The 12,240-nt window shown below is 53.6% G+C and carries 11 protein-coding genes and 1 other annotated feature; of the genes, 8 read left to right on the top strand and 3 right to left on the bottom strand.

From position 1 onward, the window contains the following. Nucleotides 1-55: 55 nt before the first annotated feature. Nucleotides 56-709 (top strand): multidrug efflux transporter transcriptional repressor AcrR, encoded by a 654-nt coding sequence (gene acrR / locus F4V61_RS06520; protein ID WP_038396708.1) that lies wholly within the window; start codon nucleotides 56-58, stop codon nucleotides 707-709. Nucleotides 710-827: 118 nt separating this feature from the next. Continuing rightward, nucleotides 828-4,190: a mechanosensitive channel MscK gene (gene mscK / locus F4V61_RS06515; protein ID WP_079828084.1), complete on the top strand. Its 3,363-nt coding sequence runs from the start codon at nucleotides 828-830 to the stop codon at nucleotides 4,188-4,190. A 41-nt stretch (nucleotides 4,191-4,231) separates the two neighbouring features. Here mscK and F4V61_RS06510 read toward each other — a convergent pair whose 3' ends face one another. The 3 genes from F4V61_RS06510 to priC form a co-directional block, all read right to left on the bottom strand. After that, nucleotides 4,232-5,155: an Rpn family recombination-promoting nuclease/putative transposase gene (locus F4V61_RS06510; protein WP_038396705.1), complete on the bottom strand. Its 924-nt coding sequence runs from the start codon at nucleotides 5,153-5,155 to the stop codon at nucleotides 4,232-4,234. A 69-nt stretch (nucleotides 5,156-5,224) separates the two neighbouring features. After that, nucleotides 5,225-5,392, bottom strand: a complete 168-nt coding sequence (gene rsmS, locus F4V61_RS06505; protein WP_000051162.1) for a pleiotropic regulatory protein RsmS — start codon at nucleotides 5,390-5,392, stop codon at nucleotides 5,225-5,227. Nucleotides 5,393-5,405: 13 nt separating this feature from the next. Beyond that, on the bottom strand, nucleotides 5,406-5,933 hold the full coding sequence (priC, locus tag F4V61_RS06500) for a primosomal replication protein N'' (protein ID WP_170243772.1): 528 nt from the start codon (nucleotides 5,931-5,933) through the stop codon (nucleotides 5,406-5,408). Between the two features lie 68 nt (nucleotides 5,934-6,001). Here priC and F4V61_RS06495 point away from each other — a divergent pair, with 68 nt between their 5' ends. The 6 genes from F4V61_RS06495 to htpG all read left to right on the top strand — a co-directional run bounded on the left by F4V61_RS06495 (nucleotide 6,002) and on the right by htpG (nucleotide 12,085). Then, nucleotides 6,002-6,379: a DUF454 family protein gene (locus tag F4V61_RS06495; protein ID WP_001189864.1), complete on the top strand. Its 378-nt coding sequence runs from the start codon at nucleotides 6,002-6,004 to the stop codon at nucleotides 6,377-6,379. A gap of 152 nt (nucleotides 6,380-6,531) precedes the next feature. Next, nucleotides 6,532-7,083, top strand: coding sequence for an adenine phosphoribosyltransferase (gene apt / locus F4V61_RS06490; RefSeq protein WP_000127355.1), 552 nt, complete (start codon nucleotides 6,532-6,534; stop codon nucleotides 7,081-7,083). Between the two features lie 114 nt (nucleotides 7,084-7,197). Next, on the top strand, nucleotides 7,198-9,120 hold the full coding sequence (gene dnaX / locus F4V61_RS06485) for a DNA polymerase III subunit gamma/tau (protein WP_000121960.1): 1,923 nt from the start codon (nucleotides 7,198-7,200) through the stop codon (nucleotides 9,118-9,120). Then, nucleotides 8,453-8,517, top strand: a sequence feature (DnaX frameshifting element). It overlaps the preceding gene by 65 nt. Before the next feature lie 45 nt (nucleotides 9,121-9,165). Continuing rightward, on the top strand, nucleotides 9,166-9,495 hold the full coding sequence (locus F4V61_RS06480; RefSeq protein ID WP_000467098.1) for a YbaB/EbfC family nucleoid-associated protein: 330 nt from the start codon (nucleotides 9,166-9,168) through the stop codon (nucleotides 9,493-9,495). Beyond that, nucleotides 9,495-10,100, top strand: coding sequence for a recombination mediator RecR (gene recR / locus F4V61_RS06475; protein WP_038396698.1), 606 nt, complete (start codon nucleotides 9,495-9,497; stop codon nucleotides 10,098-10,100). Before F4V61_RS06480 ends, recR begins: the two co-directional genes overlap by 1 nt. A gap of 110 nt (nucleotides 10,101-10,210) precedes the next feature. Beyond that, complete coding sequence (gene htpG / locus F4V61_RS06470) at nucleotides 10,211-12,085, top strand: molecular chaperone HtpG (protein WP_000678179.1); 1,875 nt, start codon at nucleotides 10,211-10,213, stop codon at nucleotides 12,083-12,085. Nucleotides 12,086-12,240: the final 155 nt, after the last annotated feature.

The following is a 12,240-nucleotide window of genomic DNA, read 5'->3' as shown; positions in this document are numbered from 1 at the left end:
TGGTACATACATTCATAAATGTATGTAAATCTAACGCCTGTAAATTCACCGACATATGGCACGAAAAACCAAAGAACAAGCGCTGGAGACACGACAACACATCCTGGATGTGGCCCTGCGTTTGTTCTCGCAGCAAGGCGTATCCGCGACCTCGCTGGCGGAGATTGCGAACGCTGCTGGCGTGACGCGCGGCGCAATCTATTGGCATTTCAAAAATAAGTCGGATTTATTCAGTGAGATCTGGGAGCTATCAGAATCCAATATTGGTGAGCTTGAGATTGAGTATCAGGCAAAATTCCCCGACGATCCACTATCTGTATTAAGAGAAATTTTAGTCCATGTTCTTGAAGCTACTGTAACAGAAGAACGACGCCGCTTATTGATGGAGATTATATTCCATAAATGTGAGTTTGTCGGAGAAATGGTTGTAGTTCAACAGGCGCAACGTAGCCTTTGTCTGGAAAGTTACGAGCGGATAGAACAAACGTTAACACATTGTATTAACGCTAAAATGCTGCCTGAAAATCTGTTGACCCGTCGTGCCGCGATACTGATGCGCAGCTTTATTTCAGGGATTATGGAAAACTGGTTATTTGCTCCACAATCGTTTGATTTAAAAAAAGAAGCTCGCGCCTACGTCACCATACTGCTGGAGATGTATCAACTGTGTCCGACCCTGCGAGCGTCGACGGTCAACGACGCCCCCTGATACTATTCCAGGAAAACTCCTGGACGTTTTCTGTCTCGCTATTCTGTTTGTTACAGGCGTGATACTCTTGCGGCTTAATTATTTCCGCTCTGCTTGCCGGTTCAGACACTTCATCCTCATGACTATGTTACAGCTTTATAATCGTTTACAGCATCTTGTTTTTATTACAATTAGCTTCCTTATTATTATGCTGTCCTGTCAGTCTCTGGCGTTTGCCCGGGGGCAAACGAATGGCGACTTGCCGTCAAAGGCCGATGTGCAAAACCAACTGGATACCCTGAATAAGCAAAAAGATCTCTCCGCCCAGGATAAGCTTGTCCAACAAGACCTTATTGATACGTTAGCCACGCTGGAGAAAATCGAACGGGTTAAAGATGAGACCGTACAACTGCGGCAGAAGGTGGCGCAGGCGCCCGAAAAAATGCGCCAGGCGACGGACGCGTTGAATGCTCTGAGCGATGTCAATAGTGATGATGAAATGCGAAAAACGCTGAGTACGCTTTCGTTACGCCAGCTTGAGTTACGTGTGGCGCAGGTACTGGATGATTTGCAAAATTCGCAAAGCGATCTTGCTGCTTATAACAGCCAGCTTGTTTCGCTACAGACCCAGCCGGAGCGCGTGCAAAACGCCATGTATACCGCCTCACAGCAAATACAGCAAATCCGTAACCGTCTGGACGGCAATAACGTCGGCGAAGCCGCGCTTCGCCCTAGCCAACAGGTGTTATTACAGGCACAGCAGGCGCTGCTTAATGCGCAGATCGACCAGCAACGTAAGAGTCTTGAAGGAAATACCGTTTTGCAGGATACCCTGCAAAAACAGCGGGATTACGTGACGGCCAACAGTAACCGCCTTGAGCATCAGCTTCAACTTTTGCAGGAAGCGGTCAACAGTAAACGACTTACGCTAACGGAAAAAACGGCCCAGGAAGCTATTTCGCCGGATGAAACGGCGCGTATCCAGGCAAACCCGCTGGTAAAGCAGGAACTGGATATTAACCATCAACTCAGCCAGCGCCTGATTGTCGCGACCAAAAACGGCAATATGCTGATGCAGCAAAATATCAAAGTGAAAAACTGGCTCGATCGCGCGCTGCAGTCGGAAAGAAATATCAAAGAACAGATTGCCGTACTCAAAGGTAGTCTGTTGCTGTCGCGTATTCTTTATCAACAGCAGCAGACCTTGCCTTCCGCCGACGAACTCGAAGATATGACCAACCGCATTGCGGATTTGCGTCTGGAGCAGTTTGAAATCAACCAGCAGCGTGATGCCTTATTCCAAAGTAATGCATTCGTCGACAAACTGGAAGAGGGGCATACCAGCGAGGTGAATGATGAGGTTCACGATGCGCTGCTACAGGTAGTGGAGATGCGCCGTGAACTGTTGGATCAACTGAATAAACAGTTGGGTAATCAACTGATGATGGCGATTAACCTGCAAATTAACCAGCAGCAGTTGATGAGCGTCTCGAAAAATCTGAAGTCCATTCTGACGCAGCAGATTTTTTGGGTGAACAGTAATCGCCCTATGGGCTGGGACTGGCTTAAAGCGTTCCCACAAACGTTAAAAGAGCAGTTCAGCGCAATGAAAATCACCGTGAATTGGCAAAAAGCCTGGCCCGCGGTATTTATTGCTTTTTTGGCCGGGTTGCCGCTCTTGCTTATCGCCAGTTTAATCCGCTGGCGCCTGAAATGGTTAAAAGCGTATCAACAGAAGCTGGCCGCCGCCGTGGGGTCGTTGCGTAACGATAGTCAACTCAACACGCCGAAAGCTATTTTGATCGATCTAATCCGCGCGCTGCCGGTGTGCCTGATTATCCTCGCGCTTGGACTGATCCTGTTGACCATGCAGTTAAATATCAGCGATCTGCTCTGGGCCTTTAGTAAGAAGCTCGCGCTTTTCTGGCTGGTCTTTGGGCTGTGCTGGAAGGTACTGGAAAAAGAGGGCGTGGCGATACGCCATTTTGGTATGCCGACGCAGTTGACCAGCCACTGGCGTCTCCAGATTGTACGCATTAGCCTCGCATTGCTGCCGCTGCATTTTTGGTCTGTGGTGGCGGAATTGTCGCCGCTGAACCTGATGGATGACGTGCTGGGGCAGGCAGTTATTTTCCTCAACCTGTTAGTGATAACGTTGCTGGTGTGGCCGCTGTGTCGGGAAAGCTGGCGTGATAAAGAATCTCACGGCATTCGACTGGTGACCGTGACGATTCTTTCTATCATTCCTGTAGCGTTAATGGTAGTAACGGCGACCGGCTATTTCTATACCACGCTGCGCCTGGCGGGGCGCTGGATTGAAACCGTTTATCTGGTCATTATCTGGAACCTGCTTTATCAAACGGTGCTGCGTGGATTAAGCGTAGCGGCGCGTCGGATTGCCTGGCGCCGCGCTCTGGCTCGCCGTCAAAACCTGATTAAAGAGGGAGCGGAGGGCGCGGAACCACAGGAAGAACCCACCATCGCGCTGGAGCAAATTAACCAGCAAACGTTACGTATCACGATGCTGCTGATGATTGCCCTGTTCGGCGTTATGTTCTGGGCGATTTGGTCCGATCTGATCACTGTATTCAGCTATCTTGATAGCATCACGCTGTGGCACTACAACGGCTCCGAAGCTGGCGCTGCGGTGGTGAAAAGCGTAACGATGGGCAGTTTGTTATTCGCCATTATCGCCGCGATGGTGGCCTGGGCGCTCATTCGCAACTTACCCGGCCTGCTGGAAGTGCTGGTGCTTTCACGCCTGAATATGCGCCAGGGCGCCTCGTATGCGATCACCACGATCCTTAACTACATCATTATCGCCGTTGGCGCGATGACGGTATTCGGATCGCTTGGCGTCTCGTGGGATAAACTCCAGTGGCTGGCGGCGGCGTTGTCGGTGGGTCTCGGTTTTGGTTTACAGGAGATCTTCGGTAACTTTGTCTCGGGGTTAATCATCCTCTTCGAACGTCCGGTACGCATTGGCGATACGGTAACGATCGGCACCTACTCCGGCACGGTCAGTAAGATTCGTATTCGCGCCACCACTATTACCGATTTTGATCGTAAAGAGGTGATCATTCCGAACAAAGCGTTCGTGACGGAGCGGCTGATTAACTGGTCACTGTCCGATACCACAACCCGTCTGGTGATCCGGCTTGGCGTGGCCTATGGCTCGGATCTGGAGAAAGTCAAAAAAGTCCTGCTACAGGCGGCGATGGAGCATCCGAAGGTGATGCACGATCCGGAACCTGCCGTATTCTTCACCACCTTTGGCGCCAGCACGCTGGATCATGAACTGCGTCTGTACGTGCGTGAATTACGCGATCGTAGCCATACGGTGGATGAACTTAACCGTGCTATCGATCGCCTGTGCCGCGAAAATGATATCAATATCGCCTTTAACCAGCTTGAGGTGCACCTGCACAACGCGAAGGGCGACGAAGTCACTGAAGTGAAAAGCGATCTCAACGGCGGCGATCTGGCGCCGGCGGCAAGCTAAAAGGCTGCGGACCGCGCGCTTTATTAGTGCGCGCGGCGCCGCTAATGCGAAAGCGTAGAAAGCTCTTCCGGCGTAATGCCGGTGACGCTGGCGATGAGCCCGGGTTCCAGCCCGTTGGCAAGCATTTTGCGGGCAATAGCGCGCGCTTCGGCCTCACGGCCTTGCGCTAACCCTTGCTCAAGCCCTTTTTGCAACCCTTCCGTGCGGCCTTTTTCTTCCAGCCATTCCGCTATTGTCATCAGTTGCTCCTTATACTGCGGCGCGCCCTGCGCCAGTTGACGAATCAGCGCCCCGGGTTCTGCGGCGTTTCCTGCTTTCAACATATAGTTGACCAGCACACTAAGCTGCGTGTCCGTCAAATGATCCTGCGTTAAAAGCGTGATAAGGGGGTCGAGCAGTTCGCTTAAATCGCGTTGACGAATATGTTTTTGCAGGAGCTCTAACATCGCTATCCGCCGATGCTGCAAAAGCTGATTATCCGGCATTATCGTCAGGTCGACCAGCGCAAATTCATGGCTGTATAAGGCCTTCGCCATATCCGGTTTCACAAACATATTATGCCAGTTAAGGCTATAGGGCCACGGGCTTTCCGGACCGTGATAAAAAAGGATTGGCACCACCAGCGGCAAGGTATCATGACCGGCATCCAGATGACGCTGCATTGCGGCAATGGCGTAACGCATCAGGCGAAAAGCCATCAGCCGGTCTGATTTGCTCTGATGTTCAATGAGTGCGTAAACATACCCGGGGCCGTGTTGGGTATGCAGAGAGTAGAGAATATCTGAATAGCGGCTGCGTAAATTGTCTTCAACAAAACTCCCAGACTCCAGCTTCAGCGAATCCAGATCGCAGATTGCAAGAAAGGCTTCTGGCAAGTGGATAACCAGAAAGTCGCGGGCGACCTCTTTTTGCATCAGCATCTGTCGAAAGACCGCATCGTGCGGCGTGGTGGGTAGACGTTCCATGGCCCGTTCCTTGTTGCCTGACTGTGGCGACCACTCTGTCAGCGACAATGAGGACAAACCAGCGGGCAATTACTCTGTTTGCGAGCCGTCTTCCGTACTTTTTAACTTGTTTTCATAATCGCGCATGACAATTTCCAGCGCGCGTAGCACCGTTCGCGCCGGTAAACGATTCTCTTCAAGCAGAACGATTAAATCCACGGCCAGTTTGACTTCATCCGGGGCGTTTTCAAGCGACATACTTTCTCCTGGATTAACGGGTTAAACGTGCCAGTACGTTTTCTATTTTCTCCAGCGCATGCCGACAGCGCGCCAGTCGTCCTTCATAGATTTCGACTTCCTTTTGCAGCGTTTGCTGTTCGACAAGACGGGTCGCCTGCGCCAGGCGAACTTTGCGCTCCTGCGTCATCGCCAGCAGTCGACGTTCAAACTCCTGATGCTGTATTCGTCTGCGCTGCCAACGGCCAAGCCCTGGCGCGGCGGCGTCCCACTGGCGCAGCGACCAGGCGGCGGTTTCACGCGATATTGCTTCCAGTTGCGAAGCCAGATGCTCGGCCAGCCAGGCGACTTGCGGTAGCTGCTCATGTTTTACCGCCTGACGCAGCGCGGCGAGATTGGCGTCTGCCTCTTCCAGGTATCCCAGCAGCAGAGTACTGCGGGTACGGAAAAGATGTCGGTCAAATCGCGCGCTTAGCGTCGCATGTTGCGCCAGCGGCGCGCAGTGCTGGCGTAGCGTCGCCAGCCTCTCTTCCAGCGTCTGTAACAGCATAGCGGTTTTCAATTCAACACCCCGATGAAAATAAGACAGGCTGTGCTACAGTAGCCTTCTGTTTGATAACGATTCGCATTATGCAACGTACTATTTTAATCATCATTGGCTGGCTGGCGGTAGTATTAGGAACGTTAGGCGTTGTTTTGCCCCTGTTGCCTACTACGCCGTTCATTTTACTGGCGGCCTGGTGTTTCGCTCGCTCGTCGCCGCGTTTCCATGTCTGGCTGTTATACCGCTCATGGTTTGGCGGTTATCTGCGCCACTGGCAGCGCTATCGGGCCATGCCGCCGGGAGCGAAACCGCGAGCGATTGCGCTGATATTGCTGACCTTCGGTATTTCGCTGTGGCTGGTAAATATGATGTGGGTGCGGGTGCTGTTGTTGGTTATTCTGACCTGCCTGCTGATTTTTATGTGGCGGATACCGGTGATTGATGAAAAGCAACAAAAGCGCTGAAGCACACGAATCGCTGTTGCAATTGTCGGTCGCAGCCAGTAAATTCGACCGTTTTCGAGCACAGGCGCAGGCGGTCAAAGAGTAACCGGGAGTTAACCCTGACCGAAGAGTATTGCGCCGTGAGTGACACCGTACTTAGCAGGCATATATCCATGACCGCGACTGCACAGCAGCTTGAGTTTCTCAAAAACAGCATCAAAAGCATTCAGGACTACCCGAAACCGGGCATTCTTTTCCGTGATGTCACCAGCTTACTGGAAGATCCGAAAGCCTATACGCTCAGTATTGAACTGTTGGTTGAGCGTTATAAAAAGGCGGGTATCACCAAAGTGGTCGGCACCGAAGCGCGTGGCTTCCTGTTTGGCGCGCCGGTTGCGCTTGGGCTGGGCGTTGGTTTTGTTCCGGTACGTAAACCGCGCAAATTACCGCGTGAAACCATTGCCGAGACCTATGAATTAGAGTACGGCACCGATCAGTTGGAAATCCATGTTGACGCGATTAAACCCGGCGACAATGTGCTGGTGGTGGACGATTTGCTGGCAACCGGGGGCACCATTGAAGCGACCGTGAAACTGATCCGTCGTTTGGGCGGAAAAGTCACCGATGCGGCGTTCATCATCAATTTGTTCGATCTGGGCGGCGAACAGCGTCTGGAAAAACAGGGTATTACCTGTTATAGCCTGGTGCCGTTTCCAGGGCATTGATTCAGGCTGTCCGCATCTGATACTTTAGCCAGAGACACAACCTCGCTGTATCGGCGAGGTTGTGTTAGCATTACCCTCCTATGAATCCACCTTCCAGCGTTTCAGAGCCTGCCAATGAGTTATCAGGTCTTAGCCCGAAAATGGCGCCCACAAACCTTTGCTGACGTTGTCGGCCAGGAACATGTGCTGACCGCACTGGCGAACGGCTTGTCGTTAGGGCGCATTCATCACGCATATCTTTTTTCCGGCACTCGCGGCGTCGGTAAAACCTCTATTGCCCGACTGTTGGCGAAGGGGCTGAACTGCGAAACCGGTATCACCGCGACCCCGTGCGGCGTTTGCGATAACTGCCGGGAAATTGAGCAGGGGCGTTTTGTCGATCTCATTGAGATTGACGCTGCGTCGCGTACCAAAGTCGAAGACACCCGAGACCTGCTGGATAACGTCCAGTACGCGCCTGCGCGCGGTCGCTTTAAGGTCTATCTGATCGATGAAGTCCACATGCTGTCGCGCCATAGCTTTAATGCGCTACTTAAAACGCTTGAAGAGCCGCCGGCGCATGTGAAATTTTTACTGGCCACCACCGATCCGCAGAAACTACCGGTGACCATTTTGTCGCGCTGCCTACAGTTTCATCTCAAAGCGCTGGATGTTGAACAGATTCGCCATCAGCTTGAGCATATTCTTAATGAGGAACATATCGCTCATGAACCCCGCGCGTTGCAGTTGTTATCACGCGCGGCTGACGGCAGCCTGCGCGATGCGTTAAGTCTGACTGACCAGGCGATCGCCAGCGGCGACGGGCAGGTCTCGACGCAGGCGGTAAGCGCGATGCTCGGCACGCTGGACGACGACCAGGCTTTGTCATTGGTGGAAGCAGTGGTTGATGCCAATGGCGAACGCGTCATGTCGCTTATCAACGAGGCGGCGGCGCGCGGTATTGAATGGGAAGCGCTGCTGGTCGAAATGCTTAGCCTGCTGCACCGTATTGCGATGGTGCAACTTTCGCCTGCCGCGTTAGGCAGCGATATGGCGGCTATTGAGCAACGGATGCGCGAACTTGCCCGGACGGTGCCTCCCGGCGATCTCCAGCTCTATTATCAGACGTTGTTGATTGGCCGTAAAGAATTGCCTTGGGCGCCGGATCGGCGGATGGGCGTTGAAATGACGTTACTGCGTGCGCTGGCGTTTCACCCGCGTATGCCCTTGCCGGAGCCTGAAACGCCGCGGCAGTCTTTTGCTCCCATAGCCCCAACGGCGGTTATGACGCCGCCGCAGGTGCCGCAGCAGACTGCGCCGCAGACATCGACAGCGCCTCTGCCAGCGTCCACCAGTCAGGTACTGGCGGCGCGTAATCAGCTACAGCGCGCGCAGGGAGCAACCAAAACAAAAAAGAGTGAACCGGCAGCCGCATCTCGCGCGCGGCCGGTGAATAACTCTGCGCTGGAGCGACTGGCTTCGGTTTCTGAGCGCGTACAGGCGCGTCCGGTGCCGTCTGCGCTGGAAACGGTGCCAGCGAAGAAAGAGGCTTATCGCTGGAAAGCCACCACGCCGGTGGCGCAAACCAAAGAAGTGGTGGCTACGCCAAAAGCACTGAAAAAAGCTTTGGAGCATGAAAAAACGCCGGAGCTGGCGGCTAAACTGGCGGCGGAAGCCAGTGAGCGCGATCCGTGGGCGGCGCAGGTAAGCCAGCTTTCTTTGCCTAAGCTGGTGGAGCAGGTGGCGCTAAATGCCTGGAAGGAGCAGAGCGGCAACGTGGTTTGTCTGCATCTGCGCTCCAGCCAGCGTCATCTGAATTCTACCGGCGCGCAGCAAAAGTTGGCTGAGGCGCTTAGCGCGCTGGCAGGTTCAACGGTTGAACTGACCATCGTTGAAGATGATAATCCAGCGGTGCGCACGCCGCTGGAATGGCGTCAGGCCATTTATGAAGAGAAACTCGCGCAGGCGCGTGAGTCTATTATCGCGGATAATAATATCCAGACGCTGCGCCGACTCTTCGACGCAGAACTGGATGAAGAGAGTATCCGCCCCATTTGATCGTAAGCCCGGCTTGCGATTGTGAACCATCAAGAGAGAGAGCTTATGTTTGGAAAAGGCGGTCTGGGCAATCTGATGAAACAGGCCCAGCAGATGCAGGAAAAAATGCAGAAAATGCAGGAAGAGATTGCGCAACTGGAAGTGACCGGCGAATCCGGCGCAGGTCTGGTGAAAGTGACCATCAACGGTGCGCATAACTGCCGTCGTGTAGAGATTGATCCAAGCCTGCTGGAAGATGACAAAGAAATGCTGGAGGATCTGGTTGCTGCGGCCTTTAACGATGCGGCGCGCCGCATTGAAGAGACGCAGAAAGAGAAGATGGCTTCCGTCTCTTCCGGTATGCAACTGCCGCCAGGCTTTAAGATGCCGTTCTGATGCAAACCAGTCCGCTGTTAACTCAGCTTATGGAAGCGCTGCGCTGCCTGCCGGGCGTTGGCCCGAAGTCGGCGCAACGAATGGCGTTTACCCTGTTGCAGCGCGATCGCAGCGGCGGAATGCGCCTGGCGCAGGCGCTGACCAGGGCGATGGCGGAAATCGGCCACTGCGCCGACTGTCGCACCTTTACCGAGCAGGAAGTCTGTAATATCTGCGCCAACCCGCGGCGTCAGGAAAACGGCCAGATTTGCGTGGTGGAGAGTCCTGCGGACATCTACGCCATTGAGCAGACCGGGCAATTTTCCGGACGGTATTTCGTGCTGATGGGGCACCTGTCGCCGCTGGACGGCATCGGGCCGGACGATATCGGTCTCGATCGCCTGGAACAGCGACTGGCGTCAGAAAAAATCAGCGAGCTGATCCTCGCGACCAACCCAACGGTTGAAGGGGAAGCTACTGCGAACTATATTGCTGAGCTGTGCGCGCAGTATGGCGTCGAGGCCAGTCGTATCGCCCACGGCGTACCGGTTGGCGGCGAGCTGGAGATGGTCGACGGCACGACACTGTCCCACTCTCTGGCGGGACGCCATAAGATTATTTTCTGAACAAACGGAGGCGGCATTCGCGGCCTCCGCTTGAAATCACACCCGCTTGTCCCCATCTCACCCTCAACGTATTTTTACCATTAAAAATGGCATTGTTGAGGTCTATCCACATGAAAGGACAAGAAACGCGTGGTTTTCAGTCAGAAGTTAAACAGCTTCTGCACCTGATGATCCATTCTCTTTATTCCAATAAAGAAATCTTCCTGCGTGAACTCATCTCTAACGCCTCAGATGCGGCGGACAAGCTGCGTTTCCGCGCTCTGTCAAACCCGGACCTGTATGAAGGAGATGGCGAGCTGCGTGTGCGCGTCTCTTTCGATAAAGATAAGCGTACGTTGACCATTGCCGATAACGGCGTGGGGATGAATCGTGATGAGGTGATTGACCACTTAGGCACCATTGCCAAGTCCGGCACCAAATCTTTCCTCGAATCAATGGGGTCCGATCAGGCGAAAGATAGCCAGCTCATCGGTCAGTTTGGCGTAGGCTTCTACTCCGCGTTTATTGTGGCCGATAAAGTGACCGTACGTACTCGTGCGGCAGGCGACAAGCCGGAAAATGGCGTGTTCTGGGAATCGGCAGGCGAAGGCGAATACACCGTTGCCGATATCACCAAAAATGACCGTGGTACGGAAATCACCTTACACCTGCGTGAAGGGGAAGACGAGTTCCTCGATGACTGGCGAGTACGTTCGATTATCAGCAAATATTCCGACCACATCGCATTGCCGGTAGAGATTGAAAAACGGGAAGAAAAAGACGGCGAAACCGTGATTTCCTGGGAGAAAATCAACAAGGCCCAGGCGCTGTGGACCCGCAACAAGTCGGAAATTAAAGACGACGAGTACAACGAGTTTTACAAGCACATCGCGCATGATTTCACCGATCCGCTGACCTGGAGCCACAACCGTGTGGAAGGTAAGCAGGAGTACACCAGCCTGCTGTATATCCCGTCGCAGGCGCCGTGGGATCTGTGGAACCGCGATCACAAACATGGTCTGAAGCTGTACGTACAGCGCGTGTTCATTATGGACGATGCCGAGCAGTTCATGCCGAACTATCTGCGTTTCGTGCGCGGCCTGATTGATTCTAACGACCTGCCGTTGAACGTCTCCCGTGAAATCCTGCAGGACAGCACGGTAACGCGTAATCTGCGCAGCGCCCTGACCAAACGCGTTCTGCAAATGTTGGAAAAACTGGCGAAAGACGACGCGGAAAAATACCAAACCTTCTGGAAACAGTTCGGTCTGGTGCTGAAAGAAGGCCCGGCGGAAGATCACGCCAACCAGGAAGCGATCGCCAAACTGTTGCGCTTTGCCTCCACCCATACCGACTCTTCCGCCCAGACCGTGTCGCTGGAAGATTACGTCTCCCGGATGAAAGAAGGGCAGGAAAAAATCTACTACATCACCGCAGACAGCTATGCGGCGGCGAAAAACAGCCCGCACCTGGAACTGCTGCGTAAGAAAGGCATCGAAGTGCTGCTGCTCTCCGATCGCATCGACGAGTGGATGATGAACTACCTGACCGAGTTTGACGGTAAAGCATTCCAGTCGGTCGCTAAAGCCGATGAGTCCATCGAAAAACTGGCAGATGAAGTAGACGAAAATGCGAAAGAAGCGGAAAAGGCGCTTGAGCCGTTCGTGGAGCGTGTCAAAACTTTGCTGGGCGATCGCGTGAAAGAAGTGCGTCTGACGCACCGTTTGACCGACACGCCGGCGATTGTTACCACTGATGCGGATGAAATGAGCACCCAGATGGCGAAACTGTTCGCCGCGGCCGGTCAGTCCGTGCCGGAAGTGAAATATATCTTTGAGCTCAACCCGGATCATGTGCTGGTCAAACGCACTGCCGATACCCAGGATGAAGCGCAGTTTAAAGAGTGGGTCGAGCTGCTGCTGGATCAGGCGCTGTTTGCCGAACGCGGCACGCTGGAGGATCCGAACCAGTTTATCCGCCGCATGAACCAACTGCTGGTGTCCTGATAGCGTTATGATGCCGGATGGCGACGCTAAAGCGTCTTATCCGGCCTACAACATCTCGTTGATCCCAGGCCGGATAAGGTGTTTACACTGCCATCCGGCATTTTCTCGCCTTATTTTCAATTTTCCCATCGTTAACCGTTTCAGCCCGGGGCTGC

The organism is Salmonella enterica subsp. arizonae (assembly GCF_008692845.1).
Lineage (GTDB): Bacteria > Pseudomonadota > Gammaproteobacteria > Enterobacterales > Enterobacteriaceae > Salmonella > Salmonella arizonae.
This window is presented reverse-complemented; position numbering and strand designations above follow the sequence as displayed.

Bases quoted from the DNA above. Each gene is read 5' to 3' on its own strand.
- apt (WP_000127355.1), top strand. From the start codon at position 6,532: ATGACCGCGACTGCACAGCAGCTTGAGTTTCTCAAAAACAGCATCAAA.
- mscK (WP_079828084.1), top strand. From the start codon at position 828: ATGACTATGTTACAGCTTTATAATCGTTTACAGCATCTTGTTTTTATT.
- rsmS (WP_000051162.1), bottom strand. From the start codon at position 5,392: ATGTCGCTTGAAAACGCCCCGGATGAAGTCAAACTGGCCGTGGATTTA.
- acrR (WP_038396708.1), top strand. From the start codon at position 56: ATGGCACGAAAAACCAAAGAACAAGCGCTGGAGACACGACAACACATC.
- dnaX (WP_000121960.1), top strand. From the start codon at position 7,198: ATGAGTTATCAGGTCTTAGCCCGAAAATGGCGCCCACAAACCTTTGCT.
- F4V61_RS06480 (WP_000467098.1), top strand. From the start codon at position 9,166: ATGTTTGGAAAAGGCGGTCTGGGCAATCTGATGAAACAGGCCCAGCAG.
- htpG (WP_000678179.1), top strand. From the start codon at position 10,211: ATGAAAGGACAAGAAACGCGTGGTTTTCAGTCAGAAGTTAAACAGCTT.
- recR (WP_038396698.1), top strand. From the start codon at position 9,495: ATGCAAACCAGTCCGCTGTTAACTCAGCTTATGGAAGCGCTGCGCTGC.
- F4V61_RS06495 (WP_001189864.1), top strand. From the start codon at position 6,002: ATGCAACGTACTATTTTAATCATCATTGGCTGGCTGGCGGTAGTATTA.
- F4V61_RS06510 (WP_038396705.1), bottom strand. From the start codon at position 5,155: ATGGAACGTCTACCCACCACGCCGCACGATGCGGTCTTTCGACAGATG.